General features: G+C 72.8%; 14 protein-coding genes. 11 read left to right on the top strand and 3 right to left on the bottom strand.

Features of this window, described 5'->3' with window-relative positions; all coding sequences use genetic code 11:
* The first annotated feature begins 165 nt into the window (after window positions 1–165).
* The 7 genes from ABZV42_RS13900 (at window position 166) to ABZV42_RS13870 (ending at window position 8710) form a co-directional block, all read left to right on the top strand.
* Window positions 166–690, top strand: coding sequence for an SRPBCC family protein (locus ABZV42_RS13900; RefSeq protein ID WP_355981097.1), 525 nt, complete (start codon window positions 166–168; stop codon window positions 688–690).
* On the top strand, window positions 690–1781 hold the full coding sequence (locus tag ABZV42_RS13895) for an LLM class flavin-dependent oxidoreductase (RefSeq protein ID WP_355981099.1): 1092 nt from the start codon (window positions 690–692) through the stop codon (window positions 1779–1781). Before ABZV42_RS13900 ends, ABZV42_RS13895 begins: the two co-directional genes overlap by 1 nt.
* 410 nt (window positions 1782–2191) lie before the next feature.
* Window positions 2192–2650 carry a hypothetical protein gene (locus tag ABZV42_RS13890; protein ID WP_355981299.1) on the top strand — a complete coding sequence of 153 codons (459 nt, stop codon included), beginning with the start codon at window positions 2192–2194 and terminating at the stop codon, window positions 2648–2650.
* A 180-nt stretch (window positions 2651–2830) separates the two neighbouring features.
* Entirely contained in the window at window positions 2831–4183 is a 1353-nt protein-coding gene (locus ABZV42_RS13885; RefSeq protein WP_356052025.1) for a hypothetical protein, read from the top strand.
* Between the two features lie 305 nt (window positions 4184–4488).
* Complete coding sequence (locus ABZV42_RS13880) at window positions 4489–5913, top strand: hypothetical protein (protein ID WP_356052023.1); 1425 nt, start codon at window positions 4489–4491, stop codon at window positions 5911–5913.
* A 272-nt stretch (window positions 5914–6185) separates the two neighbouring features.
* Entirely contained in the window at window positions 6186–7472 is a 1287-nt protein-coding gene (locus ABZV42_RS13875; RefSeq protein ID WP_356052021.1) for a MoxR family ATPase, read from the top strand.
* Window positions 7469–8710, top strand: coding sequence for a VWA-like domain-containing protein (locus tag ABZV42_RS13870; protein ID WP_356052019.1), 1242 nt, complete (start codon window positions 7469–7471; stop codon window positions 8708–8710). Before ABZV42_RS13875 ends, ABZV42_RS13870 begins: the two co-directional genes overlap by 4 nt.
* A gap of 41 nt (window positions 8711–8751) precedes the next feature.
* Here the strand turns inward: ABZV42_RS13870 and ABZV42_RS13865 are convergent, their stop codons facing one another.
* The 3 genes from ABZV42_RS13865 to ABZV42_RS13855 all read right to left on the bottom strand — a co-directional run bounded on the left by ABZV42_RS13865 (window position 8752) and on the right by ABZV42_RS13855 (window position 11997).
* Window positions 8752–9555 (bottom strand): SDR family NAD(P)-dependent oxidoreductase, encoded by an 804-nt coding sequence (locus ABZV42_RS13865; protein WP_355981109.1) that lies wholly within the window; start codon window positions 9553–9555, stop codon window positions 8752–8754.
* A 182-nt stretch (window positions 9556–9737) separates the two neighbouring features.
* A complete protein-coding gene (locus ABZV42_RS13860; RefSeq protein WP_355981302.1) occupies window positions 9738–11360 on the bottom strand; it encodes a hypothetical protein in 1623 nt (540 codons plus the stop codon).
* A 217-nt stretch (window positions 11361–11577) separates the two neighbouring features.
* Complete coding sequence (locus ABZV42_RS13855; protein WP_356052016.1) at window positions 11578–11997, bottom strand: TOBE domain-containing protein; 420 nt, start codon at window positions 11995–11997, stop codon at window positions 11578–11580.
* A gap of 175 nt (window positions 11998–12172) precedes the next feature.
* Here ABZV42_RS13855 and ABZV42_RS13850 point away from each other — a divergent pair, with 175 nt between their 5' ends.
* From ABZV42_RS13850 to ABZV42_RS13835, 4 genes are all read left to right on the top strand, one after another.
* The gene (locus ABZV42_RS13850; RefSeq protein WP_355981113.1) at window positions 12173–12562 is read left to right on the top strand and encodes a cell division protein SepF; all 390 of its coding nucleotides are present in this window, start codon (window positions 12173–12175) and stop codon (window positions 12560–12562) included.
* A gap of 107 nt (window positions 12563–12669) precedes the next feature.
* Window positions 12670–13827, top strand: coding sequence for an ATP-binding protein (locus tag ABZV42_RS13845; protein ID WP_356052014.1), 1158 nt, complete (start codon window positions 12670–12672; stop codon window positions 13825–13827).
* Between the two features lie 116 nt (window positions 13828–13943).
* Window positions 13944–14276 carry a nucleotide pyrophosphohydrolase gene (locus tag ABZV42_RS13840; RefSeq protein WP_355981118.1) on the top strand — a complete coding sequence of 111 codons (333 nt, stop codon included), beginning with the start codon at window positions 13944–13946 and terminating at the stop codon, window positions 14274–14276.
* Window positions 14277–14469: 193 nt separating this feature from the next.
* On the top strand, window positions 14470–14949 hold the full coding sequence (locus tag ABZV42_RS13835; RefSeq protein ID WP_355981120.1) for a DUF6099 family protein: 480 nt from the start codon (window positions 14470–14472) through the stop codon (window positions 14947–14949).
* Window positions 14950–15085 lie beyond the last annotated feature (136 nt).

The raw sequence follows: 15085 nt of genomic DNA, 5'->3' as shown, positions 1-15085 counted from the left end.
GGCTTCCTCCCGGCCGCTTCCTCCGGTGATCTCGCCTCCGCTCCCGCTTCCGGCTTCGCGCCGGGAGCGGTTTTCCTTGACAGGACAGTCTATCTACGCAACTCTCAAGGTCAGGGCCCTAAGGTGGGTGAGCTTCCTGGGGGATGAGAGGAAGGCCGGAGACTCATGGAGTGGACGGGCGCGCGCTACGCTGACCAGCCGACCGTCGAGGTGCGGACACGGATCGGCGGACCACCGCGACGCGTGTGGGACCTCGTCTCCGACATCTCTCTGATGCCGGACCTGAGCGCGGAGCTCCAGTCGGTCGAGTGGCTCGACGGAGTGACGGTGCCGGAGGTCGGCGCCCGCTTCGTGGGGCGCAGCAGGCACGAGTCGCTGGGCGAGTGGGAGACCACTTCGTACGTGGTGGAGTGCGAGCCGTGCCGGACGTTCGCCTGGGCCGTGTCGGACCCCGAACACCCCAGCGCGGTATGGCGGTTCGGCCTGGAGGAGGCGGACGGCGGCACGGAGCTGACCCAGTGGATGCGGATGGGGCCGGGCCGTTCGGGGCTGTCCTTCGCGATCGACCGGATGCCGGAGAAGGAGCAGAAGATCGTGTTCGTACGGCTCCGGGAGTTCGAGCGGAGCATGACGGACACCCTCGCGGTGATCAGGAAGCTCGCCGAGAGCACGGAAGGGGCGGGTGCCTGATGCGTACCTCCACAACGATCGAGGCGTCGGCGGGCGACTGGCGGGAGACCGTCGACTTCGTGGTCGAGGCCGAGAAGCTCGGGATGGACATCTGCTGGGTCGCCGAGGCCTGGGGTTCCGAAGCACCCTCTCCGCTGGGCTACTTGGCGGCACGGACCGACCGGCTCCTGCTCGGTTCCGGGATCATCCAGCTCGGGACCCGTACCCCGGCGGCCATCGCCCGTGCCGCGATCACACTCTCCAACATCTCCGGCGGGCGCTTCCTGCTCGGCCTCGGACCGTCCGGACCCCAGGTGATCGAGGGCCTGCACGGTGTGCCGTTCGCGCGCCCGCTGGCCCGGATGCGGGAGACCGTGGAGATCGTCCGGCAGGCGGTCGCCGGGGAGAAACTCGCGTACGAGGGGCGGGAGTTCACGATCCCACTGCCGGGCGGTGAGGCGCGGCCCATGCGGATGTCCATGCGCGCGGAGCACGACCTGCCCGTCTATCTCGCCACGCTCTCGCCGAAGATGCTGCACCTGACGGGCGAGGTCGCCGACGGCTGGCTCGGCACCAGCTTCGTGCCCGAGGGCGCCAAGGAGGCGTACTTCGACCATCTGGACGCGGGCCTCGCGGCGGCGGGCCGCGGCCGCGCCGACCTCGACGTCTGCCAGGGCGCCGAGGTGGCCTTCGCGGAGGACGAGGACGCGCTGCGCGCCATGGTCGCGGGCCGCAAGAAGGAACTCGCCTTCAGCTTGGGCGGCATGGGCTCCGCCACCACCAACTTCTACAACGCCGCCTACAGCAGGCAGGGTTGGGCGGAGATCGCCGCCGAGATCCATGAACGCTGGCAGGCCGGCGACCGGGACGGCGCCGCCGGACTCGTCACCGACGAGATGGTTCTCGGCACGACGCTGATCGGCACCGAGGGCATGGTCCGTGAACGGCTCCGCGTCTGGCGCGCCGCGGGAGTCGACACCGTCCGTCTCTACCCGGCAGGCGAAACCCTGGACGAGCGGCTCACGACGTTGGGGCGCGCGCTGGATCTCGTAGCGGAGGAGACGCCCGTGAAGACCGGGCGGTCGGCGGGGAAGCCGGTGATCGCCGAGTAGCTCACTCGATCACGACACCGGTGCGGGGTCGGCCCACACCGGCCCGGTGCTGCGGCGGTCGACACCACCCGGGTCGAAGGACAACCGACACCGGCCCGGTGCGAGGACGGCGTCGGCCCGGTACGAAGGCGGGGCTACACGACCCGGGTCGAGGGCCGTCGACGCCGGCTCGGTGCGGGCGCGGCCCCTGTCAGGCCTGTTCCGACAGGAGTCGGCCGTCACCCGGTCGGCGGTACCCCCGTGGCGGGGGAGGGGCGGCGGGCGGACGCTCGAACTCCCCGGTGCTTCCGGCACGGGGACGGCCGGCGGCCGACAGCGCAGCGAGGTGGTCGAGCATGAGCCAGGATTCTTCGAGGCCTCCGGGCCCCCCGCCCGGTGCGGGCACAGGATCCCAGCCCAGCGGCGGAGACATGCCGCTGTGGGGCGACCAGTGGTCCGGAGCGGGCCCCGCCGCGGGAGGCATGGGCCCGCCGCCCTCGGGCGGCAGCGGCTGGGCGGCGGGCGGAGTCACCTTCGCCGGCGTCCTGATGCTGGTGAACGGCGGCCTCAACATCCTCCAGGGCATCTCCGCGATCGCCAAGGACGATGTCTACACGCGCGTGAACGACTACGTCTACCGCATCAACCTCACCGGCTGGGGCTGGATCCTGCTGATCCTCGGCGCCATCGCCGCCGTCACCGGCTGGGGGATCCTCAAGGACGCCGGCTGGGCCCGGATCACGGGCATCGTGCTGGCCTCGCTGAGCATGCTCTTCCAGTTCATGTTCCTGCCGTACGCGCCGATCTGGTCGGTCATCCTGCTGGCCATCGACGTCTTCATCATCTGGGCCCTGGCCACCTACCGGCCCGACGGCCGGCAGCCGCGCTGACACGCCCCTCCCGGAACGTCGCCGAGCGGGCGTCGCCGAGGAACGGGCTGTCCCAGTGCCGTCGAACCCACGAACCGGACCGAGCGGAACGAGACACGCCATGGACGACGTGACCGACCGGACGCGAGCAGGTCTGCCCGCGCGCGGCGCCGCGTGCACCACCGACGATCCGGAGACGACGTGAGTACCGGAGACGTGCCCGGCGGCGCCGCGAGTGGCGGTGGCGCGGGCGGCGGCGACGCACACGAGATCGCCGAACTGCGGGCCCGGGTCGCCGAACTGGAGCAGCGCGCGCCGAGACGCGAGCACCACCGTGTCCGGTCGTCCTTCGCGGTCGTGCTGGTCCTCCTCGCGGCCCTGCTCACCCCGCTGAGCGCGGTCGCGGCCTGGTCGAGCGATCTGATCGGGAACACCGACCGGTACGTGTCCACCATGCAGCCGCTCGCCTCCGACCCCGACATCCAGAACGCCGTCGCCAACCGGGTGACCAAAGCGGTGATGCAGCACATCGACGTCCAGACGCTGCTGGAGTCGGTCGCCCCCGCCGACAGGCCCCGGCTCACCAAGGCCCTGGGACCGCTCAGCGGTCCGATCACCAGCGGCATCACCGACTTCGTGCACACCGTGGCGCTCAAATTCGTCAGCAGCGACGCGTTCGCCAAGCTGTGGACCGGACTGAACCGGAGAGCGCACGCGGCCGTGGACAAGGCGCTGACCGGAAGCGGCGGGGGCGCGGTGAAACTCACCAACGACGCCGTCGTCATCGACCTCGCGCCCGTCATCGACCAGGTCAAGCAGGCGCTCGTCAACCAGGGACTCAGCGTCGCGGCGAAGATCCCCGAAGTGCACACCAACTTCACGGTGATGAGCTCCAAGTCCATCGGCAAGGCCAAGAAGCTCTACCGGCTGCTCGAGGTCGTCGGGTTCTGGCTGCCGGTGCTCACGCTCCTGCTGGCGGCCGGCGGTGTGCTGCTCGCCGTACGCAGACGCCGTGCCCTCGTCACGGCGGCGCTCCTGGTGGCCACCGGTGCCGCCGTCCTCGGCATCGCACTGTGGATCTTCCGGGCCATCTATCTCGACGGTCTCCCGGCGACGGTCTCCCAGCCCGCCGCCGCGTCGGTCTTCGACACCCTGGTGCGCTACCTGCGGACGTCGGTCCGCCTGGTGATCACCCTCGGCATCGTCGTGGCGCTGGCGGCCTGGCTGACCGGCGGCGGCCGGGCGGCCAGGCGGGTCGACGCCGCCTGGACCGGCGGTATCGGTGCCGTGCGGACGGCGACCGGGGCCGAACTCGGCGCGGTCGGGGCGTGGGTGCACCGGGTCAGGACGTGGCTCAACTGGACCGTGGTCGCGGTGGCCGTCGTCATCCTGCTGGTGTGGAACTACCCCACGGCCGTCGTCACCGTCTGGATCGCCGTACTGGCCCTGCTGGCCCTGGCGGTGGTCGAGTTCCTCGACGACGACGGCACCCCGCATCTGCTCGGCACCGGCGACGGGCCGACGGCGGGCCCCGCGGCCAAGAGCCCGGCCTGAACCGCCGGTGTCCGCCGCGGTCCTGGTCCGTCCAGGTCCGTCCCAGTCCGTACGGGTCCGCCTCGGCCGGTGTCCTCCGCGGTCCTCGCCTCCGACGCCCGTCGACATCCGTCGGCGGGCGTCGGTGGTACCGGGAACGTCGGCGGGCGCCGGTGATGCCGGGGACGTCGTGAGGGTCGGGGGACGTCAGAGGCGGTCCGCGGCGGAAAGCACCTGACAGATCGTCGGCGCCGGGTTAATCTCACCGCGATGACCACTTCCTCCGTAATCCGATTGGGGGACCCGTCCGCGCAAGGTGAGTGCTGATGCTCACTTCGACCGCGTACGAGGATTCCTCCCTCTCCTTCTGGCCGCGCGTGCGTGACTTCGCCGTGCCGCCCACCATGATCGAGACCGCGACCGCCCGCCGCCTTCACGGGGACTGGGCGGGGGCATGCGCCGCCGCAGGTGTCGACATCGACCTCGATCTGCGTTCGCTGGCCCGTACGCACGGTCGCGAACTGGTGTCCCTAGTCCGCCGTGATCTACGGCATTTGGCTCCCGACCTGCTGCGCTGGCACATGCCGAGGGTCGCCCCCGACGGAGTACTGCGTCCCGGCCTCACGATCACGCTGGCCCGGTACGACCGTGCCGGACGCGACGGCGTACATCCCGTACACCTCGTGGTCCGCACCCCGCCGGCCTGGGCGGACGGCGGCCAGCGGATCAGCCTCGCGCTCTGGGACGCGGCTCCCCGCGGTTCCGGCGACCGGTTCTCCTTCGACAGCGGAGCCCGTCGCCATCCGCATCCGCGTCCCGGCCGCCGCCACCGTCTGGACCTGCATCGCCATCTGTGGGACACCCGCAGGACCGATGAACTGCGGGTCCGATCCGGGGCCGATCTCCCGCTGGGCGACGGCCGTTCGGGGAGCGCGGATCCACCGGGGCCGGTGCCCCCGGACATAGGCTGTGCCGTCGGCCGGTGGGCGGACGAGGCGGCGATCCTGCTGCGTGACGAGGGCCGTGCCACCGGCACCGTCACCGTGCGGCTCGGGACGCGCCGGTGGCTGCTCCTTGACCTGGTCGCGGACCCGGCCCGCGTCGGGCCGTCCGCACTGCGGATCACCGCCGCGCCCGCCGACGGCATCGGCGGCGGCCTCGCGTCGCCGGCTCTGCCCGACGCCGCGACCTGGGTGCTGCCCGACCTGGCACTGATCCGCGCCGGCGCCGTCGCGGCCGAGCGGCTGCATCCGCTCGTCGCCTCGGCCCTGGTACCGGACCACACCCCGGCCGGAGCCCACCGCGACGCGGACCCGGCGGGAGACCCGCGTCTCGTGGACTGCCGGGGAGCCGTGCACCGGATCGGCCTGGTCGACGGCGTACTCGCGCCGCTCGACCACGATCCGGCCGAGATCCGCAGGGAAGAGCTGCTGGTCGCCCTGACCGGCACACCGCTTCCCTGCCTCCGGGCCGTCGACGAGGCGCACCGGCGGCCGCAGTGCCTCTCCGGCGTCCGTGAACGGCTGCGCCACGGTGACACCGCCGGTGCGCTGACCCTCGTCGAGGGGCTGCTGGGCCCCGAAGCGGTGCTGCGCGGCGGCGCCCTGAGGGACGAACTCCGGGCCGCCGCGCAGCGGCGCGTCACCTACGGACTGTTCAGGTCGGGTCTGGCCGGCCCCGGCCGCCTCACCCCTGGCCCCTCCCGCCCCCGCGACCACCGCTCCCACCCACGCGACACGACGGGCCGCTGATCTCCGTCCACCGTTTCCGCCCCGAGTAGCCCGACGGGTCGCTGATCTCCGTCCATCTCTCCCACCCGAGTGGCCGGACGGGTCGCTGATCTCTGTCCACCGCTCCCACCCGAGTGACCGGATGGGCCGCTGACCCCGTGTCCGCCATCGCCACCCGCGTGCCCCGACCGCTCGCCTCCTCTCGTCCACCGTTCGCCGAAAGCCAGTTGACCGCCCCGGGGGCGAACCTCCGTGTCCAGGCGGCCCGTTCACGAACCCAAAGGTGATCAAACATGCCCGTAAGCAGCCCGCCCGCCGCAGTCGGCACCGCAGTCGACACCCTCGTAGACCCCCTCGTAGACCCCCTTCACCCCACCCAACTCGACGTGGCCGACGCCCTGTCGGCCCTGCTTCGGGACACCGGTACCGAGCCGCGGGCCGACAGCCAGCTGGAGGCGTTGACGCTCGCCGTCGCCGCCGATCTGCCCGTGCTGCTCTGGGGTGAACCGGGGATCGGCAAGACCGCGGCCCTGACCCAGCTCGCCGAGACGCTGGACCTGCCGCTGACCACGGTGATCGCCAGCGTGCACGAGCCCTCCGACTTCTCCGGGCTGCCCGTCCTCGGCGACGACCCCGCCGAGCAGGGAGTGCCCATGGCCCCGCCGGACTGGGCGGTACGACTCGTACGGGCCGGCCGCGGTCTGCTGTTCCTGGACGAACTGTCCACCGCGCCACCGGCAGTTCAGGCCGCCCTTCTGCGCCTCGTCCTCGAACGGCGCATCGGAACCATTCAACTGCCGCCCGGGGTGCGGATCGTGGCTGCCGCGAACCCGCGCTCCTCGGCAGCCGACGGCTGGGAACTGAGCCCGCCGCTGGCCAACCGGTTCGTCCATCTCCAGTGGGCCCACGACCACGAGGTCGTCGTACGAGGACTCGGCGGAACCTGGCCCCGCGCGACCCTGCCGCGGCTCGACCCGCACCGCCTCCCGGAGTCCGTGGACTTCGCCCGCCGCGCGGTCTGCGGACTCCTCGCCGCCCGCCCCGGACTCGTCCACCGGCTGCCCAGCGGCGAGACCCGCCGGGGCGGCGCCTGGCCATCGCCCCGGAGCTGGGAGACGACCCTGCGGCTCATCGCCTTCGCGCACGCCGCGGACTCCTCACGCGAAGTGCTCTCCCTGCTGGTCAGAGGCGCCGTGGGCGACGGTCCCGGACTCGAACTGCTGGCGAGCGTGGACCGCATGGACCTGCCCGACCCCGAGACCCTGCTCGCCGATCCGGCGGGTGCCGTCCTGCCCGAGCGGGGGGATCTGCGCCAGGCCGTCCTCGACGGCGTGGTGGCCGCGGTCCGCGCACGGCCCGACAGGGCCCGCTGGGACGCCGCCTGGGCGCTGCTCGTACGGGCCCTGGACACCGGCGCCCCGGACCTGGTGGTCGTGCCCGCGACCACGCTCGCGACCCTGCGCCGGGAGGACTGGGACGTCCCGGCGTCCATCGAGCGGCTGGCCGGAGCGGTCGCCCTCTCCCGGCGCGCGGACGACGCGGCGGCCCGTGTCGCGGTCGCCGCCGAGGCGCGACGATGACGGCCACCGCACCAGGCGTTCTGGACCTGGAGAAGCTCTACGCCGCCCGCCTGCACGCGGCCCGGGCCCGGCCCTACCTGGCGACCGCGTTGTTCGCCCTGCACACCGTCGAGTCGCGGTGGGTGCCGACGATGGCCGTCGACCGGCACTGGCGGTGCTACGTTTCGCCCGGGTTCGTGGACCGCACGCCCGTCGAGGACCTGGCCGGTGTCTGGGTGCACGAGGTGTCGCACCTGCTGCGCGACCACCACGGGCGCAGTGAGCGGTTCGCCCGCGAACACGGGCTCACCGGCCCGGCGGAGCGGCTGCGTATGAACATCGCCGCCGACTGCGAGATCAACGACGACGCGTTCGGCGACGGGCTCGTCCGGCCCGAGGGCGCCGTCACGCCGGAGTTCTTGAGTCTGCCCGCCGGGGAGCTCATGGAGGACTATCTGCGCCAGTTCCGGCTCGGCCCGCGTACGCAGGGCCTGGCCTGGCTGGACTGCGGCAGCGGCGCCGACGGACGCGAACGGGAGTGGGACCTCGGGCCGGACGGCGCGCACGGCCTCAGCGCGCAGGAACGCGACGCGGTCCGGTTCCGGGTCGCGCAGGGGATCAAGGCCCGCCCCGGGAAGAGCCCGGGTGGATGGGAGCGGTGGGCGGAGGAGGCCTTCCACCGGCCGCAGCCGTGGCGGGAGTTGCTGGGAGCCGCGGTCCGCTCCGCCGCCTCGGCGCCCGGCGCGGGGGAGGACTACACCTACGGCAGGCCGTCGCGGCGCTCGGCCTCGGTGCCCGGTGTCGTCCTGCCGAGCCTGCGCCGCAGACCGCCGAGGGTCTCGGTGGTCATCGACACCTCCGGGTCGGTCAGCGACGCGGAGCTGGGCAGTGCCCTTCTGGAGGTCTCCGCGATCTCCCGGGCGGTGGGCGGCCGCCGCGACCTGGTCACCGTGGTCCCTTGCGACGCGGCGGCACGGATCGCGCACCCCCTGTGCCGGGCCGAGGGCATACCGCTCCTGGGCGGCGGTGGCACGGATCTGCGCTCGGGATTCACCGCGGCGCTACGGGCCCGGCCGGGCCCCGATGTCGTCGTGGTCCTGACTGACGGGCAGACCCCCTGGCCGGCGGAGCGGCCGCCGTGCCGGACGGTCGTGGGCCTCTTCGCCCGTGGAGGTCCGGGCTCCTCGTGGGACGAGGACGATCCCGACTACGTACCCGACGAGCCGCCGGTCTGGGCGCGCGTGGTCGAGATCGGCTAGGACAGGTCCCAGGGTGTGGCACCGGTCGGTCCGCGTCCGCACTACACGCTGTACCCCCCGTCCACCCCGAGCGTCTGCCCGGTGATGTAGCCCGCGCGGTCCGAGGCGAGGAACGCTACGGCCTCGGCGACGTCCCGGGCGCTGCCGAAGCGGCGCAGCGGGGTGTTGCGGCGGGTGATCTCCAGTGCCGTCTCGTCGAGTTCGCCGGAACTGATCAAACGGGCGGCGATGCCGTCGGTCAGCATCCCGGGGCCGACGCAGTTCACCCGTACGCCGTAGCGTCCCTCCTCGGCGGCCAGGGCGCGGGCGACCGCCTCGACCGCTCCCTTCGGCCCCGAGGAGAGCCCGTCGCGCACCGGGAACCGCCGGGTGGCCACGGTGGTGACGGCGACGACACTGCCCCGGCTCTCCCGCAGCAGCGGCAGGGCTGGATGCACCAGGTTGAAGAACGCGCCCGCGTCCACGTCGAGCTGGGTCCGGAACTCGCTCGGGGTGACCCGGCTCAGGTGCACCATCGGCACATGCGGGCCGGCCGCGTGGACGAGGGTGTGCAGTCCGCCGAGCGTCGCGGCCGTCTCGGACACGGCGTCGGCGACGGCCCGCTCGTCGCTCAGGTCGAGCCGCAGAGCCTGTACTCGGCGTCCTCGCTCCGCGAACTCCTCCGCCGGCTCCTCCCCGAGCTCGGCGGCGAGCGCGTCGGCGGCCTTCCGGCTCGAGCGGTAGGTGAACACCACGTCGCTGCCCCGCTCGACGAGGATCCGAACGACGGCCGCACCGATTCCTCCGGTACCGCCCGACACGAACGCGACACCCTTGAGGTGCGAGAAATCCGACGACTTCGACATCGGCATCACTGTCCCGGGGACTCGGCGGTCGTGACTCTCACGACCTCGCCGGCCCGGCGTGGATCCGGACGACGCGCGCGTCCGCGTACAGCCGGGCGACGGGACATTCCAGCACGCGTCCGTACCCGGCGAACAGCCGCGCGCACCGATTCGCCGCCCCGGGGCAAGGCGGCGCGGCGGGTTCAGGGCTGGGTGAGCGGCAGGTGGAGGTCGGTGCTCGACAGGGTCATCGGCGACGCCGAGACGGCTCGCAGACGCATGCGTACGCCGGCTCGCGGGAGCGGGAACTTCCCGTCGGGGGGCCGGAGTTCGTAGCGGCCGAAGCCATGGCCCGCCAGTGTGGACGGGCCGGAGACCACCGACCAGTAGCGGCTCATGCCCTGGCCCGTGGTCAGCGTGAAGTGCGGGTTCAGCGCCGCGGCGCCGAGGTTGGTGACACCGACCGTGAGCCCGGTCAGGGAGTGGGCGGCGCGGTGGGCCTCGGTGACCTGCATGCGCAGCGGCGGTGACCCGGTGGCCGCCAGGCTCACCGCCGCCGCCGACGGGGCCAGCAGCAGGGCCACCGCGGCCATCCGGGCCCCGCGCCGGTGCGGACCGCGCAGGAACGCAGGGCGGGGCTGCCACGCGGTCCGGAAGGACTGCCAGGGCGCGGTGATCGCGGCGGCCACCCAGAGCGGCGTCATCAGCAGGTAGTAGCCGTCCTGCGAACGGGTCGCCACATAGAACGCGCACCAGGGCAGCACCGTCGCCGCGGGCCCGAGCCGTCGCACGAACAGCACGAACAGCGCCAGCAGCGCCGCCGCCAGCAGCAGGCTGGCGTGCGCGTACCAGGCGAGGCGGTCGCTGCCGTCGGTGAAGTACAGCGAGATGTCGACCAGGCCCTGTCCGTGGATGTCGGCGTCCTGGGTGAGGGGCAGCGCGATCCCGGAGAGCCAGGAGTGCGGCTCGCTCACGATGAAGTACGCGTTGATCAGCAGCCAGGTGGTGGCGGCGATGCCGGCGATCCGGCCCACCGCGACCGCCGCCGCCCGTGCGCCGAGGTCGCCGCGGCGCAGCGCGTACACCCCGGCCAGCAGGAACGGGGTGAGGAACCAGGGAAGCTGCTGCGCCGCGCAGGCCGCCCCGATACAGACCGCCCGCGCGATGTCGCCCCGTCCCCCGCCGCCCATCCGCGGCCATCCCACGACCACCGGGATGAGCAGGGCGCAGGCGAGGATCGCCGGATAGCCGAGGCGTGCGTACGTCGGCAGCAGACCGAAACCGAGACAGGTCAGCGTCGCCGCGGACCGCCACGGCACCGGCAGCATCCGCCACATGACGACCGCGCCCGTGATCAGCGCCCCGGTGCCGACCATCGAGGCGGCGGTCGAACCGTGTCCGACCCACAGCAGCGGCGCGGTGAGCATCAGCGCGAGGGGCGGGTACCCGTACGTGAAGTCGTAGCCGCCGTTCATCGTCGCGGTGAGGGCGACGCCGTGACCGAAGAGCCAGGGCCACGGACGGCCGTAGACCTGGTGGCCGGCGACGAATTCGTGGGCGGCCTGGGTGGTGAGGACCGACTCGTCGCTGCCCTGGTGGTTCATGACCAGTCCGCACACGACGAGCGTCACCGCGGTCAGCAGGACGACGAGGTCGAGCCGCGCCAGCGAGCGGCCCCGGCGCACCACGAGGGTCAGGACGCCCGTCGCCAGGATCGAGGCGTAGCAGAGCGAGATGATCGCGGCCACGACGAGCCGGTGGCTGGCGGCCTGCGCCCACAGCGGGCGCGTACCGATGAACAGGCTGATGTCGGCCAGGAGGGTCAGGACGCGGTGCCATTGTGCGGGCGCCTCGTCCGGGTTCCATCGCGCGACCGGCCCGCCGGGTGAGACCGTCGAGGGGGCCTGCCTACGGGCTGGCGCAGGCTTGATTTCTGCCGAGTACACGGCGTAATACGCTAATTCCTGCTGGTGAGCGGCGCGCGGCGGGACGTGAAGAGTCCGGTGTGAGGCGAGTAAGAGGATGCCGGCCGGACCGGTCGCGTCAGGCGTTGCACAGGGCCACCTCGGTGGATTTGATGAGGGCGACGACCTCGGAGCCCGGGGCGAGGCCCAGTTCCGAGACGGCGTCCCTGGTGATCGCGGAGGTCAGCTCGGTACCCGCGACCCGGACCTTGACGCGGGCCATGGCGCCGCCGGAGGTGACGTCGGTGACCGTGCCCGGCAGCTGGTTGCGGATGCTCAGCCCGTCCACCTGTCCGGTCGCGAGGGAGACCTCCGTGGACTTGACCAGGGCCCGTACGGCGGAGCCGGACGTCAGGCCGAGCTCCTGTACGGCCTCCAGGGTGACGGCCGCGGTGATCTCCTGTCCGGCGTCGAGCCGGACCTTCACCGTCGCCATGACCTCACCGGGGGTGACGGAGGTGACGGTGCCGGGGAGCTGATTGCGGATGTTCAGGCTCATGGGGAGGCCTCGCTTGCTGTTCGGCGCGATGGATACGTTCGTATATGCGTAGCTTGCCGCACGCGCCGGTTTCCGGTCCGGGTCGCGGACCGTGTCGCTGTTGGGCCGAACGGGTGACCATGCGTAAGAATTGCCCGGTGCAGACAACGAGTGCGAGCCAGGACGGGGTGGATCGATGACCCGCCACGACGTCACCGATGAACAGTGGGAAGGGCTCGCCCAGGTCGTTCCGTTGCGCGGCCGGGACGCCTGGCCGTCCGCGGTGCGTCACCGGTCGATACCCGAGGCCGAGACCGAGACGCGGCGCCGCTTCGTGGTCCTGCGGGTCAACGTCTTCGCGGACGCCCGGGACGTCGCAGAGACGCTCATGTCCGGCATCCCCGTCCTCCTCGACCTGACGGGCGCGGAGACCGAGGTCGCCAAGCGGGTCCTGGACTTCAGTACGGGCGTGGTCTTCGGCCTCGCCAGCGGCATGCACCGGGTCGACCGGAACGTGTTCCTGCTGACGCCCCCGGGGACCGAGGTGCGCGGCCTGATGGAGGGGGTCGGCGTTCCCGGCGTCTGACGCCCCCTGGTGCCGATCCGGCCTTGATCGGGGGTCCCGTCCCCCGATCGTAGGAAGGTTCCCCGGCTGTAACGGTTCGCCTCACGCCGGAGGCCTACCGTCCGCATATGACTCTGTCCTCTCCGGAAGCCCCCACGGCGGTGGAGGCGCGCCCGGTCCGTCCGGGTGTCACCGAGCTGCGGCTCGCCGCCTTCGCCGCCCACCGCCGCGTCCGGTTCCCGCTCGGACCGCTGACCCTTGTCGCCGGCCCCAGCGGCAGCGGCAAGACGGCCGCCCTGCGGGCCTACGAGGCGCTGGCGCGGCTCGGCGCCGGGGCTGGGCTCTCCGAGGTGTTCCCGGACCCGGTCGCCTGTGTGCCCGAGCGGTCGCGGCCCGACGCCCAGCAGCGCCGGGGCTTCCGTATCGGCTGCACGGTCGACGGACCCGAGGGCCCGGTCCGGCTCGACGTCGCCGTCCAGGCCGAACCCGAACTGCGCATCGTGGGCGAGCGGTTGTCGGCGGGCGGGCGGACCCTGCTGGAGACGGCGCTGCGCGACCCGGGACGCCCGTCCGTCCAGGCGGCCTGGCACACCGGTGGCGCTTCCGCGGTGGCGCGGGTCCCGCTCCCCGACGACCGCCTCGGCACCGCGCTGCTGCCCCTGCGCGTCGCGGGCCGTACCGCCGGGGAACGTCAAGTCCTGGCCGCCGCCGAGCAGATGGTGCTCGCCCTGCGGTCCGTCTACGTCTGCGATCCCGGCCCCGGCTCCATGCGGTCCCCCGTTCCGCTCGGCTCCGGACGGCTGCTGCGCGGCTGCGGCAACCTCGCCGAAGTGCTGTGGCGCACAAGGTCGGAGTGCGGCCAGCGGTACGCCCACCTGGTCGCGGCGGTCCGCGCCGGATGCGCGGGCCCCGTCACGGACGTCCTGGCCGAGGTGCTCGGCGACGGCACGGTCCGCGCCCTCCTCGACCGCGGCGACGGCGTCCGTACGCCGCTCGGGCTGCTCGGGGACGGCGAGTTGAGATATCTCGCGCTCGCCCTCGTGCTGCTCACCGGGCCCGGTGTCCTGGAGGTCGACCCGGCGGGCGAGGTCCCGGCCGCGTTCCAGTCGCTGACGGTCCTGGCCGACGGCCTCGACCGCGGGCTTGACGCCCGGCAGGCCGGCGAACTGGTGCGGCTGGCGGCGCGGATGTGCGAGCGGGGGCACATCCGGCTGCTGGGCGCGGTCGGCGACGGGGCGCACGCGCTCGGGACGGCCGGCGTGACGGTGGTGGATCTGACGTCGTGAGGACGGGCGGGCCGGGCGGGGGCGGTGGTCCGAGGGCTGCGGGTCGGCTGGGCGTGATCATGGCGGAGGACCCGGCGCCCCGGGGCGGACCGGGCCGGGGTGATAGACCTGGTGCCGTGAGTGAACTGGACGTGGCGACGCTTCAGCGCAGACTGGCCGAGTTCGCGGCCGCGCGGAACTGGCAGCCGTACCACACCCCCAAGAACCTGGTCGCCGCCCTGAGCGTGGAGGCGTCCGAACTCGTCGAGATCTTCCAGTGGTTGACGCCGGACGAGTCGGCCCGTGTGATGCGGGACGCGGACACCGCGCACCGCGTCACCGACGAGGTCGCGGACGTCCTCGCGTATCTGCTCCAGTTCTGCGAGGTGCTGGGGATCGACGCGCTCGCGGCCCTCGACGCGAAGATCGACCGCAACGAGCGGAGGTTCCCGGTGCCGGAGAACCCTTGACGGGGCGGCCGTCCCGCGACCCGCGAAACGGAATCCAACACTCTCTGTAGTGGTCGTGACGTTCCGATGCGATTCCGTGTCCACAGATTTCGGGCTTCCTCTGGCTTTCCGTCTCAAGCGCCCTCACTCTGGGTAGTGAACAGGTGAGTTCGGGCGGACGTGCGAGAGCGCGTCGTACAGACGGGGGCAGCTCATGGAGGCGGTGCGGCTCATCGTGGCGAGCAGACGTGCCCTGGCGGAGAGCGGCGAGACTCCGGAGGTGATGGCGGAGGCGTGGCAGGCGCATTCCCTGGCACAGGCGATCGGCAGCCGCCTCGCCGTGTCGGGACCCCCTGAACTCCGGGGCGAGGCCCTGGGGCTGACCGAGCTGGCGGGCCGCGGCTGCGGTGTGCTCGGCGACCACGCCCTCGATGTCGGTGCCTTACGGGCCGCCCGGCTCACGGAGCTGGGCGACGCGCGCGAGACCCTGCTCTGTCTCGGCGCCCTCCTCGCGGAGGTCGGCATAGCCCTGGTCGGTATCGCCTGCGCGGCGGACGACGAGGGGAGGTACTGGCAGTGCATGGAGGCGATCGACGCGGCGGACGAGTCCAGGGACCGTGTCCTGGAAATGCTGAGACGTCTCGCGGTGCGGGACGAGAAACGCGTGGTGGAGCGGGACTCGGCCGCGGGGTAGGCGACCCGCGAGCCTCATGCCGCCGCCCATACTCCCGCGCCCCCGCGGTCGGGCGCCGTCCCTCAGTCCGCGGCGGCCCCTTGCGGGTCGCCCCCGGACCCGCCGCCCGCTGGGCCGAGCGGTCGCCCTCCTGACC

Source organism: Streptomyces sp. NPDC005281 (assembly GCF_040607495.1).
In the GTDB taxonomy this organism is placed as follows: domain Bacteria; phylum Actinomycetota; class Actinomycetes; order Streptomycetales; family Streptomycetaceae; genus Streptomyces.
This window is presented reverse-complemented; position numbering and strand designations above follow the sequence as displayed.